This window comes from Pseudomonas sp. efr-133-TYG-103a (genome assembly GCF_030209235.1).
Classification (GTDB): Bacteria; Pseudomonadota; Gammaproteobacteria; order Pseudomonadales; family Pseudomonadaceae; genus Aquipseudomonas.
Genome location: NZ_JARVSK010000010.1, coordinates 69,672 through 87,266 on the forward strand (window position 1 = coordinate 69,672; position 17,595 = coordinate 87,266).

Below are 17,595 nucleotides of genomic sequence, written 5' to 3' on the forward strand. Positions count from 1 at the left end.
AAGGTCAGGGGGCGATTCTAACCCTTACCGCCCATGCTTCGACAGCCGTTGAAACACTTAATGGATCCGACCGGCTGCTTGTTTGTAAATTCATCCGGACCGCCCGCGTGCCGGATCACGGGTTATAATCCCGCTCTTTTCTTCGGAGCGACGTCATGTCCCTGCCCAGCTTGCGCCTCAAGCCCAACGCCGACCGTCGCCTGCGCGCCGGTCACCTGTGGATCTACAGCAACGAAATCGACGTTGCCGCCACCCCGCTCAACGGCTTTGCACCAGGCGCCCAGGCGATCCTTGAAGCAGCGGGCGGCAAACCTTTGGGCATCGTCGCGATGAGTCCGAATAACCTGATCTGCGCCCGCTTGCTGTCGCGCGATATCAAGTTGCCGTTGGACAAGTCGTTGCTGGTACATCGCCTGAACGTCTGCCTGTCCCTGCGCGAGCGCCTGTTCGACAAACCTTTTTATCGCCTGGTGTACGGCGATTCCGACCTGCTCCCCGGTCTGGTCGTCGACCGTTTCGGCGATATTCTGGTCGTGCAGCTGGCATCGGCCACCATGGAGCAGCATAAGGACGACGTGCTGGCTGCGTTGATTCAAGTGCTCAAGCCAAGCGGCATTCTGCTCAAGAACGATTCGGCTGCGCGCGACGCGGAAGGCTTGAATCGCTACGTCGAAACCGCATTCGGCCTGGTGCCTGAGTGGGTCGCGCTGGAAGAGAACGGCGTGAAATTCGAAGCGCCGGTCATGGAAGGCCAGAAAACCGGCTGGTTCTACGATCACCGCATGAACCGCGCGCGTCTGGCGCCGTACGTCAAAGGCAAGCGCGTGCTGGACCTGTTCAGCTACATCGGCGGCTGGGGCGTCCAAGCGGGCGCTTTCGGCGCGAGCGAAGTGTTCTGCGTCGATGCGTCAGGCTTTGCACTGGACGGCGTAGAGCGCAACGCGGCGCTCAACGGTTTTGCCGAGAAAGTCACCTGCATCGAAGGCGACGTTTTCGAAGCCCTTAAAGAGCTCAAAGCCGCCGAAGAGCGCTTCGACGTGATCGTTGCCGACCCGCCCGCGTTCATCAAACGCAAAAAAGACCTGAAAAACGGCGAAGGCGCCTACCGTCGCCTGAACGAGCAAGCGATGCGCCTGCTCAGCAAGGACGGCATTCTGGTCAGCGCATCCTGCTCGATGCACCTGCCGGAAGACGATCTGCAAAACATCCTCCTGACCAGCGCCCGCCACCTGGACCGCAACATCCAATTGCTGGAACGCGGCGGCCAAGGCCCGGACCACCCGGTCCACCCAGCCATTCCGGAAACGCGATACATCAAGAGCATTACGTGTCGGTTGTTGCCGAATAGTTGAGGAGATGCTGCGTCTGGAAGGACGCCATCGCAGGCAGGCATGCTTTTAAAGGAATTTGAATGCCCTGCCCCACATCTCTAGAACCCTTCCAGACCAGCCAGACCGGATAGCATCGAATCAACTCATTCCTACAACCATTACGGACAACCTGTAGGAGTGAGCTTGCTCGCGATGCTTTTTCAGAGCCACTTGCCCGCCCTAATAGACCGCCCGGTAGGAGCGTGGCTTGTCTCTGGGCCGCATCCGGACGATCTGTTGCGCAGCAACAGCAAATCCAGCGAATACATGCTTCCTGACATACCGCAATGGCTGGTTGCACTTCTGGTTCCCGGCAGATCGTCCGGATGCGGCCCAGAGACAAGCCACGCTCCTGCAAGTCGCGCTTTCTGAAACACAATTTCGCGAGCCCATCTATTCCTGACCGCTAACGTTATCCTCAACGTTGATTGACGAGGCGACGGAATGTCTGAGATGTCACCCGGAGGAAATCGTCTCCGCTTGGGGCGTTACTCCGAATCCGGACGTATTTATCTTCTAACGAGCGTCACGCGAGATCGCTCACCGTTTTTTGGCGACTGGCGGATGGGGCGGCTGCTCGTGGATGCTTTTCGCCAGGCAGAAGAAGAAGGGGCGGCAAGATCATTAGCATGGGTGGTCATGCCAGATCATTTCCATTGGTTGGTCGAGCTCCAGAATGTCCATCTCGCGGTTCTGATGTGTAAAACAAAATCGCGAACGGTGCGGGCGTTCAACAACGCAGCCGGAAGCAATCACCGCCTCTGGCAAAAGGGTTATCACGACCGAGCAGTTCGACGAGAGGAGGATCTGCAGGCGATTGCGCGCTACATTGTCATGAATCCAGTCAGGGCAGGGCTAGCCAGGCGGGTGCATGACTACCCTCTGTGGGATGCTATCTGGATCTGAGGCAGTCTCTCGATCCATCGCGGGACAAGCCACGCTCCTACAGGGCTCTGCGTACGTTACAAGGTCGCTTGCCCATTCCCTCCCGCCCCCACAGGTGTAGAATCAGCGCTATTCATCGCCAGTCATCCCCCGGCGGGTTTATGAGCTCAGGCTGAGCGTACGGTGATCCCGTGTCGTTCGGTTTCTTCGCTGCATCCGGTCACTGCCTTTTGCAAACGACGTCACTAGAAGCTCACTCCCTTCCTTATTAGCCGATTAGCCGGAGTGCTCCAATGCCTGATTACCGTTCGAAAACGTCCACCCACGGCCGCAACATGGCCGGTGCACGCGCCTTGTGGCGCGCCACGGGCATGAAGGACGAAGATTTCAAAAAGCCGATCATCGCCATCGCCAACTCGTTCACCCAGTTCGTGCCAGGCCACGTGCACCTCAAGGATCTGGGGCAACTGGTTGCCCGCGAGATTGAAAAGGCAGGCGGCGTTGCCAAGGAATTCAACACCATCGCCGTGGACGACGGCATCGCCATGGGTCACGACGGCATGCTGTACTCGCTGCCAAGCCGCGAGATCATTGCCGATTCGGTCGAATACATGGTCAACGCTCACTGTGCCGACGCGATCGTGTGCATCTCCAACTGCGACAAGATCACCCCCGGCATGTTGATGGCTGCACTGCGCCTGAACATCCCGGTGATCTTCGTTTCCGGTGGTCCGATGGAAGCCGGCAAGACAAAGCTCGCCAGCCACGGCCTGGATCTGGTTGACGCGATGGTCATCGCGGCAGACTCCTCGGCCTCCGATGAGAAAGTCGCCGAGTATGAGCGCAGTGCCTGCCCGACCTGCGGTTCGTGCTCCGGGATGTTCACGGCCAACTCCATGAACTGCCTGACCGAAGCCCTGGGCCTTGCTTTGCCTGGCAACGGTTCGACGCTGGCCACCCACTCCGACCGCGAGCAACTGTTCCTGCAGGCTGGCCGTACCATCGTCGAGCTGTGCAAAACCTACTACCGCGACAACGACGACTCGGTTCTGCCGCGCAATATCGCCAATTTCAAAGCGTTCGAGAACGCGATGACCCTCGACATTGCGATGGGTGGCTCGACCAACACCATCCTGCACCTGCTGGCAGCGGCCCAGGAAGCCGAAATCGCGTTCGACCTGCGCGACATCGACCGTCTGTCGCGCAAAGTGCCGCAACTGTGCAAAGTCGCGCCGAACATCCAGAAGTACCACATGGAAGACGTCCATCGCGCGGGCGGCATCTTCAGCATTCTCGGCGAACTGGCGCGCGGCGGCCTGCTGCACACCGACCTGCCGACGGTGCACGCTCGCTCCATGGAAGAGGCGATCGCCAAGTGGGACATCACGCAGACTGACGACGAAGCGGTGCATACCTTCTTCAAGGCAGGCCCGGCCGGCATCCCGACGCAAACCGCATTCAGTCAGTCGACCCGTTGGGAGACGCTGGATGACGACCGCGATAACGGCTGCATCCGCAGCGTCAAGCACGCCTATTCGCAAGAAGGCGGCCTGGCCGTGCTGTACGGCAATATCGCGCAGGACGGTTGCGTTGTGAAAACCGCAGGCGTCGACGAGTCGATCCACGTGTTCGAAGGCAACGCGAAGATCTTCGAAAGCCAGGACAGCGCGGTGCGCGGCATTCTCGCTGACGAAGTGAAGGCCGGCGATATCGTGATCATTCGTTACGAAGGTCCGAAAGGCGGTCCGGGCATGCAGGAAATGCTCTACCCGACCTCGTACCTGAAATCCAAAGGTCTGGGCAAAGCCTGCGCCTTGCTGACTGACGGCCGTTTTTCGGGCGGCACTTCGGGCCTGTCCATCGGCCACGCTTCGCCTGAAGCCGCTGCCGGTGGCGCGATCGGTCTGGTGCGCGACGGCGATAAAGTACTGATCGACATCCCGAACCGTTCGATCAACCTGTTGATCGACGATGCGGAGATGGCCGAGCGGCGTGCAGAACAGGACAAGAAAGGCTGGCGGCCTGTCGAAACCCGTCCGCGCAAGGTGACCACGGCGCTGAAGGCTTATGCCCTGCTGGCGACCAGTGCCGACAAAGGCGCGGTACGAGACAAGGCGATGCTGGACAAGCTGGTGCCGTAACTGGCCTTAGCGCGCAGCGAACCAAAAAGAAGCCCGGCAGCGATGCCGGGCTTTTTTTCCACCGCGTATCAGCACGCTCCCGCGAAAGTCTTTACTGGATTTGGTCGGGCTTGACGATCACCCAGTTCTTGTCGGCCGTCACTGGCAAGCCCTCTTTGGCCTGAGCGTCGGCGTTGGATTTGATCATGCCGTTGAGTTGGGTCATGTATTTGTCTTTGCGGTTCACCCACAGATGAATCCCGCCTTTGTTGACGTCGACGCTGTGAAACAGCATGTAACCATCGCTCGTCGGCGTGTCGCCACCCACCAGAACCGGTTTTTTCCACTGATCGATATAGGTCAGGATCGCCGCCTGCTTGCCGGCCATCCAGGTCGCCGGAGTCCACAGATAGGGCGTCAGTTCGAGGCCAAGGTTGGCTTTCTCGTCGTATTTGCCTGCGGTGATCTGCTTGCGCGCGGTGGTGAGCTCGCCGGTTTCGCGATTTTTCAGCAACGTGGTCACGCCAATGACGTTCTGCGGTTTGACGTTGTAGCCATATTTGGGATCGGCGGCCACCATGCGCACCAGTTCTTCGGACGCCGCGGTCATCACGTAAACCTCGATGCCGTTCTCCATCAATTTGTTGAACAGCTCCGCCTGACCGGTGAACACCTTGGGCGGCTGGACTTCGATGGTCTTGACCACGTCACCCTCGTAGTACGTACTCGGCACCGGCTTGCCTGAAGCCATCAGCTCGTCGACGTAGCCCTTGAGTTCCTTGAGGGTGAAACCGGAAAACACCTGCGCAACCCATGGGTAACAGACCATGTCGTCGACTTCGCAGAGGCGATAGTAATAACTGAACAGGCTTTCCTTCTGGTCCGCCGTGTCTTTGAACGGGATGAGCTTAAGGGAGGGGTCGAGCTTGTCGCGGGTGATCAGCCCTTTGTTTTCCATGAAAGGCAGCAGCGATTCTTCCAGATCGTTGCGGTAGCTGGTGTTATCCATGTCGAAAACCGCGAAATTACCTTTATTGGCATTCGCCGCGATCATGGCGTTCAACTGCTTGGCGGCAGGCTCCGGCCAGTGCGTGAGCTCCGTCGAATACGCCTGAGCGGCAAGCCCCAGACAGAGCGCAGCGGCCAACAATTTCGGTGCGAGCTTCATTACGGTGTCCTCCCCTGTTTCAGTTCGAGGCTGGACCGTAACAAAAAGCTGTTGCTGTTTTAATGCGTCAGCGACTGTGTGCGTTCTGATGACGTCATGTTGAAAACCGTTCGCGACAGATGACATAAAAACGACATGTTTGTGACAGCGGGAACACCCGTTGCGCCGTCGCCTGCAGGAATCGGCCGCTCTGGGCCGTGTCCAGACGATTCGATATCAGATCCGCTCCCACACCTCAAAGTGGTAGGCAGGCTTGCCATCCAGTGCGGGGTTCGGCGTGTCGGAAACCAGTTTCCAATCAGTCGGATCAAACTCGGGAAACCAGGCGTCACCATCAGGACTCAGCGCGACGCGAGTGAGGTACAGACGATTGGCCTGCGCCAGGCTTTGGGCGTACAGCTGCGCGCCACCGATCAGCATGACTTCATCGACGTTCTGCTCAATCGCCCATTGTTCTGCGCGCGCGACAGCCGCATCCAGTGAGGTGAACACCTCGGCACCTTCAAGCGTGAGATCGGCCTGGCGAGTCACCACGATGTTCAGGCGGCCCGGCAGCGGACGGCCCAGCGAATCCCAGGTCTTGCGACCCATGATGATCGGCTTGCCCAGCGTCGTCGCCTTGAAGTATTTGAAATCGCCCGGCAGATGCCAAGGCATGGAATTGTCGATGCCGATGACGCGGTTTTCACCGAGAGCGGCAATCAGGCTGAGGGGGAGATGATTTTTCATGTCGGCGAGAATAACAGCACACATGCACACACGCATGCACGGAAGCGCGCGATAGCGGTCACACCAGTTATGCTCCCACCTGAACTCACCAACGAGACGCCGCGTGACCGCACTGACCCCACTCGATGAACTGTGGCTGACCGAAGCCGTGCGCTTGCGTGAACAACACGCAGGTCCGCTTGAGGATGACGAAGCCTGCCGCCGTGCCCGCAACACCACGGGCGACTTGCTGACCCGCGTCAAACACCGTGCCTTGTGGCTGGCCGAGCGTGACGGCATGATCGCCGCTTTAAGTCACTGGAAACAGGGAGCACGGCTGGGCCTGATCCTGTTAACGATCCTGGCCGTAATCAGTGGCGCCGGGCTGGCCTTTGCTGCGCTGGGCGACGGACAAACGCCGGTCAATGTGTTCTGGGCCTTGGGCAGCCTGCTGGGCCTCAACCTGATTCTGTTGATCAGTTGGGTGCTGGGCCTGATGTTCGCAGGCGAAAGCGCTGCCAGTCTGGGCCGCTTGTGGCTATGGCTGAGCGAGAAGCTCGCCCGTGACGCTCAGGCTGCACAACTGGCTCCCGCGCTGGTCCTGTTGTTACAGCGCAAGCGCCTGAACCGCTGGTTATTGGGCACGTGCGTCAACGGCCTGTGGCTGATTGCATTACTCAGCGCCCTCACTCTGCTGCTCTTACTCATGGCGACGCGACGATACGGATTTGTCTGGGAGACGACCATTCTGGGCAGTGACACGTTTGTCGGCCTGACCCAAAGCCTGGGCGCGCTGCCCTCGTGGCTAGGATTCGACGTGCCCAGCGAGTCGATGGTGCGAGCCAGCGGCGAAGGGGCGCTGGTCATCGAAAATGCGCGACAAGTGTGGGCCGCCTGGTTGGTGGGCGTGCTGGTGGTGTACGGGATCGCGCCACGCCTTTTGCTGACGCTCTTTTGCTACGGACGTTGGCGAGCAGGACGCCAGGCACTGGATCTGGATTTGAGTCAGCCCGGTTTCGCCGAGCTGCGAGCACGCCTGATGCCCAGCAGCGAACGGTTGGGCATCAACGATGCCGCACCGGCGCAGCTCCATTCGGTGCAGCCCGGCCCTCGCGCCAGCGAAAGCGAGGGCGCATTGGTCGTGGCCATCGAACTGGACGACCAACACCCTTGGCCGCCCGCGCTGCCCGAAGGTGTGACGGACGCAGGCATACTCGACAGCCGCGAATCACGACGCAAGCTGCTGGATCAGCTGACTCGATACCCTCCTGCACGACTGGTGGTTGCTTGCGACCCTCGACGCTCGCCTGACCGTGGCAGTCTGGCCCTGATCGCGGAGCTCGCACGCTGCGCCGCAGACACACGCATCTGGCTGCTGCCAGCGCCCTCCGGCCAGGCACTCGATGCGGATCGCCTGGGCGACTGGCACGCCGCGCTGCATCAGCTGGAGCTGAACTGGACGCAAGGCTCGCCCCTGACCTGGCTGGAGAAAGGACATGACTGAGACCGCAACCCGCGCGCTGAAGCTGGCGGTGGTCGGCCACACCAACGTCGGCAAAACGTCTCTGCTTCGCACCCTGACGCGCGATGTCGGATTTGGCGAGGTGTCACATCGCCCCAGCACGACCCGCCATGTAGAAGGGGCGCGATTATCGGTGGACGGCGAGGCGTTGCTGGAGCTGTACGACACGCCCGGCCTGGAAGATGCGATCGCGTTGCTCGACTATCTGGAACGACTCGACCGGCCGGGCGAACGGCTTGACGGGCCGGCGCGACTGACCCGCTTTCTGGAAGGCAGCGAAGCGCGGCAGCGGTTCGAACAGGAAGCCAAGGTGCTACGCCAGTTGCTGGCGTCGGATGCCGGCCTTTACGTGATCGACGCCCGTGAGCCGGTGCTGGCCAAATACCGCGATGAACTGGCGGTGCTTGCCAGTTGCGGCAAACCGTTGCTGCCCGTGCTCAATTTTGTCAGCAGTCCTCAGCAGCGCGAGCCTGACTGGCGCGAAGCGTTGGCGCGCCTTGGGCTGCATGCGCTGGTGCGTTTCGACAGCGTCGCCCCGCCCGAGGACGGCGAGCGGCGACTTTACGAAAGCCTGGCACTGCTGCTGGAGGACTCACGCCCACGCCTTGAGCGCTTGATCACTGACCAGCAAGCACAGCGTCAGGTTCGCCGTCAGAGTGCAGCGAGACTGATTTCGGAATTGCTGGTCGACTGTGCAGCGTGTCGTCGTAGCGTTGCGACGACTTCTGAGCCTATGCAGGCGGCGATCCAGGACCTGCGCGCAGCGGTGCGCAAGCGTGAACAACGCTGCGTCGAGGCGCTGTTGACGCTCTATGCGTTCCGCCGTGACGACGCCTCTGCCAGTGACCTGCCGTTGCTCGATGGTCGCTGGGGCGATGACTTGTTCAACCCGGAAACGCTTAAATTATTGGGTGTCAGGGTGGGCGGCGGCATCGCTGCCGGCGCCGCCGCGGGCGCTGGCGTGGATCTGCTGGTGGGCGGAATCACCCTTGGCGCTGCGGCGCTGGTGGGTGCGATTGCCGGCGGCGCATTGCAGACAGCGCGCAGTTACGGCGGGCGTCTGCTGGGCAAGATCAAAGGCCAACGCGAACTGACCGTGGACGATGCCGTGCTGCGACTTCTCGCGCTACGCCAGCGACAATTGCTGAGTGCGCTGGAGGCAAGGGGTCATGCGGCGATGGACAGCATCAAGCTTGATGCCCCACAGGACAAGAACTGGCGCGAAGGCAAGCTGCCGGACGCGCTGCGCAAAGCCCGGGCACATCCGCAGTGGTCTTCGCTGAATCCACACGCCAAGCTCAATCAGGCAGAGCGGCAGGAACAGATCGAGCGATTGGCCGAGGTCATCATTCGCACGTGAAAAGCTGTGGAGCTTTGAAGCATGCGCAAGCTCACGCCGCCTTCAATATCCTGCCGACAGTCGCGTCGATCATTTTGCGATAGGGGAAATGCGCGCGGCTCGGTATGATCGCGCGCCCGATACACCCGGAAGCACAACGCCATGAAACCCACCTTGATCGCCGCTGCAGAAATCGACCGCCTCGAGACCTGGCAGAAATACTCCAGCCACATGTGCGGAGGCTGCATTTCCAGCTGCTGCACGTTGCCGGTGGAAGCGAAGATCAAGGACCTGATACGTATCGGCGTCGTCGACGAATTCGAAATGGGCGACAACCCGAAGAACATTGCCAAGCGCTTGCAGAAGGAAGGCATTGTCGAGCGCTTCAATCAGAAGTCCGGGATTTTCACGCTTCAGCGGATGAGCAATAACGACTGCCTCTATCTGGATCGCAAAAGCCGACTGTGCACGATCTACGACAAGCGCCCGGACACCTGCCGTAATCATCCAAAGATCGGTCCACGGCCGGGCTATTGCGCATACAAGCCAAAAGAGGTCGTGCGCGAGAAAAGCGGCACATTGAATTCGAACTCTGGCCGGGTACCGTTGAAGTTCTAAAACTTATACAGCAATCGCGTTCGCCTTCCCGCCTTAAGCTGGCCCTACTGACGACGCGGCGCAGCGCAGGACTGGTTTTAGCCGAGAAGAGACCAGTTCGAGCGCCGTTGGTATCTGCTGCCCCCCGAACCAGACCAAATCCCGCACAAACAAAAACGCCCCCGGCCTTTCGACCGGGGGCGTTTTCGTTCAGCCGGGGCTAGTTACGCCTTGGCTTTCTTGGCAGCGCGGGTACGCTCGCTTTCGTCGAGGATCTTCTTGCGAAGACGGATCGACTTAGGCGTGACTTCGCACAGCTCGTCTTCCTGGATGTATTCCAGAGCCTGTTCCAGCGTGAAGCGAACAGGTGGGACCAGCGCGATGGTTTCGTCTTTACCCGAAGCACGCATGTTGTCGAGCTTCTTGCCCTTGGTAGGGTTGACGCCCAGGTCGTTGTCACGGCTGTTCTGACCAACGATCTGGCCGTTGTAGATTTCCTGACCGTGTTCAACGAACAGCTTGCCACGTGCCTGCAGGGTTTCCAGCGAGTAGGTCAGTGCCTTACCGGTTTCGACCGATACCAGCACGCCGTTCTGACGGCCGGACATGTGGCCCGACTTGACGGTGTCGTAGCGATCGAAGATCGAGGTCAGGATGCCAGCACCGTTGGTCAGGGTCAGGAACTGGTTACGGAAACCGATCAGACCGCGAGCAGGGATGTTGTATTCCAGACGAACACGGCCCTTGCCATCCGGCACCATGTTGCTCAGGTCGCCTTTACGCAGACCCATTTCTTCCATGACCTTGCCCTGCGATTCTTCAGGGATGTCGATGGTCACGTTTTCGTACGGTTCCTGCTTGACGCCGTCAACTTCACGGATGATCACTTCAGGACGGCCCAGGGCCAGCTCGAAACCTTCGCGACGCATGGTTTCGATCAGTACCGACAGGTGCAGCTCACCACGGCCGGAAACCTTGAACTTGTCAGCCGAGTCGCCTTCTTCAACGCGCAGTGCAACGTTGTACAGCAGCTCTTTGTCCAGACGGTCCTTGATGTTACGGGACGTCACGAACTTGCCTTCTTTACCGCAGAATGGCGAGTCGTTTACCTGGAAGGTCATGGAAACGGTCGGCTCGTCAACGGTCAGCGGCTTCATCGCTTCTACAACGGTCGGGTCGCACAGGGTGTCGGAGATGAACAGCTCTTCGAAGCCGCTGATGCAGACGATGTCGCCGGCAGCTGCTTCTTCGACGTCGATGCGGTGCAGACCGTGGTGACCCATCAGCTTGAGGATACGACCGTTGCGACGCTTGCCGTCAGCGCTGATCGCCACAACCGGGGTGTTCGGCTTGACGCGACCGCGAGCGATACGGCCAACACCGATAACGCCCAGGAAGCTGTTGTAGTCCAGAGCCGAGATTTGCATCTGGAAAGGACCGTCACGGTCAACTTTCGGCGCAGGAACGTGGTCGACGACCGCTTGGTACAGCGGGGTCATGTCTTCGGCCATGTCGGTGTGATCCAGACCGGCGATGCCGTTGATCGCCGAGGCGTAGACGACTTGGAAATCCAGCTGTTCTTCAGTGGCGCCCAGGTTGTCGAACAGGTCGAAGATCTGGTCCAGAACCCAGTCAGGACGCGCGCCCGGACGGTCAACCTTGTTGATGACCACGATTGGACGCAGGCCGGCTTCGAAAGCCTTCTTGGTCACGAAACGGGTTTGCGGCATAGGGCCGTCTTGAGCGTCGACCAGCAGCAGAACGGAGTCAACCATCGACATCACGCGCTCTACTTCACCACCGAAGTCGGCGTGGCCCGGGGTGTCGACGATGTTGATGTGGTAGCCATTCCAGTTGATCGCGGTGTTCTTCGCGAGAATGGTAATACCGCGCTCTTTCTCCTGGTCGTTGGAGTCCATCACGCGCTCGTCGTTGAGCTCGTTACGCTCAAGGGTGCCGGACTGGCGCAGAAGCTTGTCGACGAGGGTGGTTTTACCGTGGTCAACGTGAGCAATGATGGCGATGTTACGTAGATTTTCGATCACTTGTGTGTCTCGATCAGAGGATTCGGTCAGCTACCAATAATAGGCAGCTATGAACGGTAGAGTCGGCTAAAGCCGTTACGGCTGACGACTGGTGTCGGGGGGCCGGTGACGCAAGCCACAGGCAAACAGCCCCGGGCACTTAGCTCGGTCGATAAACGCGCACATTGGCATGCCCCTCACTGAGCAAATGATGAGCATGCAGGCGACTCATGACGCCTTTGTCGCAATAAAGCAGGTACTGGCGCGTGTCATCCAGCTCCTTGAAACGGCTGTTCAATGCAAAGAACGGCAGCGTTTGTACTTCGATGCCAGTCAGTTCCAGCGGGTGGTCCTGCGCTTCATCCGGGTGACGGATGTCGATGACCACTTGCCCGGCCAGCGCCTGACTGACTTCTTCGACCTGAACGTCCTGACCCAGCTCCTCGATCACGCGATCGATAGGAACGAGGCGGGCGTTTTCGAGCGCGCGCTCGAGCACGGCCATGTCGAACTCTTTTTCTTCATGCTCCACGCGATGGCGTTTGGCCGCGGTCTTTGGGTTGACCGAGATGACACCGCAGTATTCGGGCATGTGCCGGGCAAAATCGCCGGTACCGATCTGATCGGCCTGATCGATGATGTCCTGCTTGTGACTGGCGATCAGCGGGCGCAACACCAGCTTCTCTGTCACGCAATCGATGACCGACAGGTTGGGCAGCGTCTGGCTGGACACCTGGGAAATCGCTTCACCTGTCACCAGGGCATCGATCTCCAGCCTGTCTGCAATATTGGTCGCAGCGCGCAACATCATACGCTTCAATACTACGCCCATATGACTGTTATCGACTTTTCCGAGAATTTCTCCCAGAACCTCCTCGAACGGCACGCTGACGAACAGCACGCGCTGTGAGCTGCCGTACTTCTTCCAGAGGAAGTGCGCAACTTCCATCACGCCCAGTTCATGCGCCCTTCCGCCCAGGTTGAAGAAGCAGAAATGGCTCATCAGACCGCGGCGCATGATCTGGTAAGCGGCCACGGTCGAATCAAAACCACCCGACATCAGCACCAGAGTCTGCTCAAGCGAACCCAACGGGTAACCACCGATGCTGTCGTGCTGGCTGTGAATCACGAACAGACGCTGATCGCGGATCTCGATCCGGACCTCGACCTCCGGCGCCTTGAGCGAAATACCGGCAGCGTTGCACTCACGACGCAGCTTGCTGCCGACGTATTTCTCGACGTCCATGGAGCTGAAGTCGTGGTGACCGGCGCGCTTGCAGCGCACGGAAAAAATCTTACCTGGCAGAGCGTCACCGAAATGCAGTTTGCACTTCTCGTAGATGTCGTCCATGTCGCCCAGCGGGTACTGATCGACCTGCAGGAAGTGCGCGATGCCGGGCATGCAGCTCAGCCGCTCGGTCATTTCGTGCAGAACCTTGGGATCCTCGACCCTGGTTTCGACCTCGAGGTTGTCCCACACGCCATCCACCACCAACGCCGGGTCCAGATCGCGGAGCACCGTACGGATGTTCTTTGCCAGCTGTTTGATGAAGCGCTTGCGCACAGGCCGGCTTTTGATAGTGATTTCAGGGAAAACTTTGACGATTAATTTCATGAAAACAGCGCGCGAGGTGCCGGTCGAAAAAGGGGGGCGCGGATTATAGCGGAAATTGCTCAAGGTTTAACCAGTTATCGTACAGCCGATCATCAGCGCACCAAAATGGGACTGTATACAATTATCGAGCACCAACAAGGTGCGCCCGTTTTCACAATTGCGACGTTTAACGCCGGAAATAACGGGGTTTTCCGAAGAAATCCCAACACGGGGCACTGGCATGCAAATTGCTCCCTTGTGAGGCAGGTTGCCTTGGCCGACTATCGCGCCCGGCATCACCCATATTTAAGGGCTAACAACTATCAGGCCCTAATCCACCCCGGAGGACAACATGTCGAAGTCGGTTCAACTCATCAAAGATCATGACGTTAAGTGGATTGATCTGCGCTTCACTGACACCAAAGGCAAGCAGCAGCACGTCACCATGCCAGCGCGTGATGCTCTGGATGACGATTTCTTCGAAGTCGGCAAAATGTTCGACGGCTCCTCCATCGCTGGCTGGAAAGGCATCGAAGCTTCCGACATGATCCTGCTGCCGGACGACGAAACCGCCGTTCTGGATCCGTTCACCGAAGAGCCTACGCTGATCCTGGTTTGCGACATCATCGAACCTTCGACCATGCAAGGTTACGACCGCGACCCACGCGCCATCGCTCACCGCGCTGAGGAATACCTGAAGTCCACCGGTATCGGTGACACCGTATTCGTCGGTCCAGAGCCAGAATTCTTCATCTTCGACGAAGTAAAATTCAAATCCGACATCTCGGGTTCGATGTTCAAGATCTTCTCCGAACAAGCTTCCTGGATGACCGATCAGGACGTCGATGGCGGCAACAAAGGCCACCGTCCAGGCGTCAAAGGCGGCTACTTCCCAGTGCCTCCGGTCGACCACGACCACGAAATCCGCACTGCAATGTGCAACGCCCTGGAAGAAATGGGCCTGACCGTCGAAGTTCACCACCACGAAGTGGCAACTGCCGGCCAGAACGAAATCGGCGTCAAGTTCAACACCCTGGTGAAGAAAGCTGACGAAACCCAGACCCTGAAGTACGTCGTCCACAACGTCGCTGACGCTTACGGCCGCACCGCTACCTTCATGCCTAAGCCTCTGTACGGCGACAACGGCTCGGGTATGCACGTACACATGTCCATCTCCAAAGAAGGCAAGAACACCTTCGCTGGCGAAGGCTATGCCGGTCTGTCCGACACCGCTCTGTACTTCATCGGCGGTATCATCAAGCACGGTAAGGCTCTGAACGGCTTCACCAACCCGTCGACCAACTCCTACAAGCGTCTGGTCCCAGGTTTCGAAGCGCCAGTGATGCTGGCTTACTCGGCCCGTAACCGCTCTGCATCGATCCGTATTCCATACGTTTCCAGCCCTAAAGGCCGTCGTATCGAAGCTCGCTTCCCGGATCCGGCTGCCAACCCGTACCTGGCATTCTCGGCTCTGCTGATGGCTGGCCTGGACGGTATCCAGAACAAGATCCACCCTGGCGATGCCGCTGACAAAAACCTGTACGACCTGCCGCCTGAAGAAGCTGCAGAGATCCCGCAAGTTTGCGGCAGCCTGAAAGAAGCTCTGGAAGAGCTGGACAAAGGCCGTGCATTCCTGACCAAGGGCGGCGTATTCAGCGACGACTTCATCGACGCTTACATCGCTCTGAAATCGGAAGAAGAAATCAAGGTTCGCACCTTCGTACACCCACTGGAATACGACCTGTACTACAGCGTCTGATCCAGTCGCGTCAGCGATAACTGCGTAGAGAGGCCTCCTTCGGGAGGCCTTTTTTATGGGCGCGATAACGTGATCAGTCAACCCGGAGCAGTTGCTCGGCGAGGAGTCAGGTTATCCGGATCAACGACGTGAGAGGTAATACATATGTACCGCACCTGAGGATCGCTATTCGGGCAACCTGCGCGCTATGCCAAACCAAGCACCAGGAGGTTGTACATGCTCAGGGAGATCACTCTTCTATTACCCGCCGTTCTTGCGCTGACCACGCCCCACGCCAGCGCCAGCGCCAGCGAGGCGCCACCATCGCTTGAGCCACTGATCAAGGTCATCAGGGAGCGCCTCGATCTCGCCGAGAGCGTGGCGCGTTTCAAACTGCACCACAAACTCCCCGTGACCGACCGCGGCCGCGAAGACACCGTCATCGCCAACGCCAAGCGCGAAGGCGAGCCGCCACTTGAACGTGAAGAAATCCGCGAGCTGTTCGTTGCCCAGATCGAAGCGAACAAGCTGGCGCAATATGCATTGCTTGCCCGATGGCAGTCACTGGGCGTCACACCCAAAGCGCCAGGAGACATCAGCGCAGTCCGCTCGCAGCTCGATCAGTTGCAGACGCGACTGTTGCAAACCTACGCCGACTTCGCGCCGCACCGGCGTGACCCGGATTGCATCAGGTGGGTGACACGGGCGAGAGACAAGCAAACCCTCAACCCGATTCAGGACATGGCGCTCATACGAGCCGTGGGCGAACTGTGCGTGGTGAACAAATGAGCGTCAGCAGAATGATGAAACGGACGTCATTGATCGCCATGGCCCTGCTGTCTGCAGGGTGCAGCGCCATTCCCTCAGCCCCCCCAGCCATCGAGTCCCGCGTGTTGCTCAAAAGCACGACGTCCTGGGAAGGCAGTGCTTATCAGGCTTATCCCGCCGGTCAGCCGGAGCTGACCGTCATGCGCATCAACATTCCCGCGAACACTTCACTCAAGTGGCATCAACACCCGATGCCTAATGCAGCTTACGTGGTGTCAGGGCAGCTGCGCGTCGAAACACGGGACGGCGGCAAGTCGATCATGCTCAAACCAGGCGATGTGCTGCCGGAAATCGTCGACAGACAGCATCGCGGAGTGACGGGAGATAGCGCAGTCGAACTGGTAGTGTTCTATGCTGGCACCCCGGGGCTGCCGCTTTCACAGTAGGTCCAGCTACCTGTCGTTGACCTTGTCGTTGTCATTGGAGTGTTCATGCGTCAAAGCCTCGCCCTTCTGCTGCTGATGCTCGCGTTGCCTGCAGTTGCGCAGATCTATAAATACACCGATGCCAACGGCAACACGGCTTACAGCAGTCAGCCGCCAGACGGCACCAAAGCCGAAACGGTCGAACTGCCGCCGCTTAACAATGTGAATACCGCCGCACCCCCTCCAGGGCCGTCCGCGCCGCAGCCCCAGAATCAGCAACAGCCCAGTGCGGCGGCGTATCAGGTGCTGGAACTGACGGACTTGCCGCAGGATGAAGCGCTGCGGGCCAATAATGGGAGCTTCACGGTAGGCGTCGCAATTCAGCCCCGCCTGCAACCCGGCCATGCGCTGCAACTGCTGGTGGACGGAGAGCCTTACGGCCAGCCCACCAACGTTCCTCGTATTCAAGTGATGCAACTTGATCGCGGCGAGCACAGTCTTGCAGTGCAAGTTCTGCAGGACCAACAGTCGATTCAGCAAAGCCAGACCGTCACGCTGACAGTGCAGAGAGTCCATGTCGGCAAGCCTTGAACGCAGCTGGATGCACGGCGTGCTGCTGTGCCTGCTGCTTGCACTCAGCCAATCGGCGCTTGCAGAGGTGTACATGTACATCGACGGTGAAGGTAACCGCGTGTTCACTGACCAACCCCATCGCAACGCTAAAAAAGTCGACATTGCGCCGAGCAACCGCCTATCGCAGCCAGACCAAACGATAAGGAAACCGCCCCGGGCATCAAGTGCCAAGGCCACGCCGGGCCCGATCTTCCACTATCAGCTGCTGCGTATTCTGGCGCCTGAGCCAGATGCCACGATCCGCGATATCCAGGGCAACCTGAACGTCACGGTCAGCAATGATCCGGAACTGCAGCCAGGTCACGCCTATCGTTTGCTGGTGGACAGCAAGCCGTATGGAGAAACCGGGCGCAGCCCGGTCTTCCCTCTGACGAACATAGACCGAGGCACGCATCAGCTGTCCATCGAAATCGTTGACCAGTACGGCCGCGTGGTAGAACGCACGCCGAACCAGCCATTCCACATGATGCGCATTTCCCTTGCGCAGAAACGCCTTGCCAACCCGTGCAAGCCAGACGAGTTCGGGGTGCGCCCGGAATGCCCTATCAAGGATAAGCCCGAGGAAGAAAGCAGCATCCTGCCATTCTTCTGATTGCCATACGCAGCGCAACAGCCCCACGATGGTGCACAACATGAACGAAAGCGTAGAGAAAGATCCCATTTTGGTTCATGCACCGTGTTGCCCTGCGCCCTGATTGGGCTCA

15 protein-coding genes are annotated in these 17,595 nt (G+C 59.1%); 11 read left to right on the plus strand and 4 right to left on the minus strand.

Translation table 11 applies throughout. The features are described 5' to 3' along the window. Window positions 1-155: 155 nt before the first annotated feature. From QRN36_RS08120 to ilvD, 3 genes are all read left to right on the plus strand, one after another. Entirely contained in the window at window positions 156-1,352 is a 1,197-nt protein-coding gene (locus QRN36_RS08120; protein WP_285423574.1) for a class I SAM-dependent rRNA methyltransferase, read from the plus strand. 462 nt (window positions 1,353-1,814) lie between these two features. Then, window positions 1,815-2,276 carry a transposase gene (locus tag QRN36_RS08125; RefSeq protein WP_285423575.1) on the plus strand — a complete coding sequence of 154 codons (462 nt, stop codon included), beginning with the start codon at window positions 1,815-1,817 and terminating at the stop codon, window positions 2,274-2,276. Between the two features lie 272 nt (window positions 2,277-2,548). Next, complete coding sequence (gene ilvD, locus QRN36_RS08130; RefSeq protein WP_285423576.1) at window positions 2,549-4,396, plus strand: dihydroxy-acid dehydratase; 1,848 nt, start codon at window positions 2,549-2,551, stop codon at window positions 4,394-4,396. 91 nt (window positions 4,397-4,487) lie between these two features. On the opposite strand, the gene QRN36_RS08135 is transcribed toward ilvD, so the two are convergent. Both QRN36_RS08135 and QRN36_RS08140 read right to left on the minus strand, forming a co-directional pair. Continuing rightward, window positions 4,488-5,543: a haloacid dehalogenase-like hydrolase gene (locus QRN36_RS08135; protein WP_285423577.1), complete on the minus strand. Its 1,056-nt coding sequence runs from the start codon at window positions 5,541-5,543 to the stop codon at window positions 4,488-4,490. Between the two features lie 216 nt (window positions 5,544-5,759). Continuing rightward, window positions 5,760-6,272, minus strand: coding sequence for a dihydrofolate reductase (locus QRN36_RS08140; RefSeq protein WP_285423671.1), 513 nt, complete (start codon window positions 6,270-6,272; stop codon window positions 5,760-5,762). A gap of 103 nt (window positions 6,273-6,375) precedes the next feature. Here QRN36_RS08140 and QRN36_RS08145 point away from each other — a divergent pair, with 103 nt between their 5' ends. The 3 genes from QRN36_RS08145 (at window position 6,376) to QRN36_RS08155 (ending at window position 9,730) form a co-directional block, all read left to right on the plus strand. Then, the gene (locus QRN36_RS08145; protein WP_285423578.1) at window positions 6,376-7,755 is read left to right on the plus strand and encodes a DUF2868 domain-containing protein; all 1,380 of its coding nucleotides are present in this window, start codon (window positions 6,376-6,378) and stop codon (window positions 7,753-7,755) included. Continuing rightward, entirely contained in the window at window positions 7,748-9,133 is a 1,386-nt protein-coding gene (locus QRN36_RS08150; protein ID WP_285423579.1) for a GTPase/DUF3482 domain-containing protein, read from the plus strand. The genes QRN36_RS08145 and QRN36_RS08150 overlap by 8 nt, the downstream gene beginning before the upstream one ends. Before the next feature lie 141 nt (window positions 9,134-9,274). Next, complete coding sequence (locus tag QRN36_RS08155) at window positions 9,275-9,730, plus strand: YkgJ family cysteine cluster protein (RefSeq protein ID WP_093468145.1); 456 nt, start codon at window positions 9,275-9,277, stop codon at window positions 9,728-9,730. A gap of 203 nt (window positions 9,731-9,933) precedes the next feature. Here QRN36_RS08155 and typA read toward each other — a convergent pair whose 3' ends face one another. After that, entirely contained in the window at window positions 9,934-11,754 is a 1,821-nt protein-coding gene (gene typA, locus QRN36_RS08160) for a translational GTPase TypA (protein ID WP_093468142.1), read from the minus strand. A gap of 139 nt (window positions 11,755-11,893) precedes the next feature. Beyond that, a complete protein-coding gene (gene thiI / locus QRN36_RS08165; protein ID WP_285423580.1) occupies window positions 11,894-13,348 on the minus strand; it encodes a tRNA uracil 4-sulfurtransferase ThiI in 1,455 nt (484 codons plus the stop codon). Window positions 13,349-13,679: 331 nt separating this feature from the next. On the opposite strand from thiI, the gene glnA reads away from it, so the two are divergent. From glnA to QRN36_RS08190, 5 genes are all read left to right on the plus strand, one after another. Continuing rightward, window positions 13,680-15,086 carry a glutamate--ammonia ligase gene (gene glnA / locus QRN36_RS08170; RefSeq protein ID WP_093468136.1) on the plus strand — a complete coding sequence of 469 codons (1,407 nt, stop codon included), beginning with the start codon at window positions 13,680-13,682 and terminating at the stop codon, window positions 15,084-15,086. Window positions 15,087-15,302: 216 nt separating this feature from the next. Continuing rightward, a complete protein-coding gene (aroQ, locus tag QRN36_RS08175; RefSeq protein WP_285423581.1) occupies window positions 15,303-15,854 on the plus strand; it encodes a gamma subclass chorismate mutase AroQ in 552 nt (183 codons plus the stop codon). Next, entirely contained in the window at window positions 15,851-16,279 is a 429-nt protein-coding gene (locus QRN36_RS08180) for a cupin domain-containing protein (RefSeq protein ID WP_373568718.1), read from the plus strand. The genes aroQ and QRN36_RS08180 overlap by 4 nt, the downstream gene beginning before the upstream one ends. 45 nt (window positions 16,280-16,324) lie before the next feature. After that, on the plus strand, window positions 16,325-16,849 hold the full coding sequence (locus QRN36_RS08185; RefSeq protein ID WP_285423582.1) for a DUF4124 domain-containing protein: 525 nt from the start codon (window positions 16,325-16,327) through the stop codon (window positions 16,847-16,849). Between the two features lie 10 nt (window positions 16,850-16,859). Then, window positions 16,860-17,483, plus strand: coding sequence for a DUF4124 domain-containing protein (locus QRN36_RS08190; RefSeq protein ID WP_285423583.1), 624 nt, complete (start codon window positions 16,860-16,862; stop codon window positions 17,481-17,483). The last annotated feature ends 112 nt before the right edge of the window (window positions 17,484-17,595 follow it).

Coding starts and splice junctions, on each gene's coding strand:
- thiI (WP_285423580.1), bottom strand. CDS start 13,348: ATGAAATTAATCGTCAAAGTTTTCCCTGAAATCACTATCAAAAGCCGG.
- glnA (WP_093468136.1), top strand. CDS start 13,680: ATGTCGAAGTCGGTTCAACTCATCAAAGATCATGACGTTAAGTGGATT.
- QRN36_RS08155 (WP_093468145.1), top strand. CDS start 9,275: ATGAAACCCACCTTGATCGCCGCTGCAGAAATCGACCGCCTCGAGACC.
- QRN36_RS08140 (WP_285423671.1), bottom strand. CDS start 6,272: ATGAAAAATCATCTCCCCCTCAGCCTGATTGCCGCTCTCGGTGAAAAC.
- aroQ (WP_285423581.1), top strand. CDS start 15,303: ATGCTCAGGGAGATCACTCTTCTATTACCCGCCGTTCTTGCGCTGACC.
- ilvD (WP_285423576.1), top strand. CDS start 2,549: ATGCCTGATTACCGTTCGAAAACGTCCACCCACGGCCGCAACATGGCC.
- QRN36_RS08150 (WP_285423579.1), top strand. CDS start 7,748: ATGACTGAGACCGCAACCCGCGCGCTGAAGCTGGCGGTGGTCGGCCAC.
- QRN36_RS08185 (WP_285423582.1), top strand. CDS start 16,325: ATGCGTCAAAGCCTCGCCCTTCTGCTGCTGATGCTCGCGTTGCCTGCA.
- QRN36_RS08180 (WP_373568718.1), top strand. CDS start 15,851: ATGAGCGTCAGCAGAATGATGAAACGGACGTCATTGATCGCCATGGCC.
- QRN36_RS08120 (WP_285423574.1), top strand. CDS start 156: ATGTCCCTGCCCAGCTTGCGCCTCAAGCCCAACGCCGACCGTCGCCTG.
- QRN36_RS08190 (WP_285423583.1), top strand. CDS start 16,860: ATGCACGGCGTGCTGCTGTGCCTGCTGCTTGCACTCAGCCAATCGGCG.
- QRN36_RS08135 (WP_285423577.1), bottom strand. CDS start 5,543: ATGAAGCTCGCACCGAAATTGTTGGCCGCTGCGCTCTGTCTGGGGCTT.
- QRN36_RS08125 (WP_285423575.1), top strand. CDS start 1,815: ATGTCTGAGATGTCACCCGGAGGAAATCGTCTCCGCTTGGGGCGTTAC.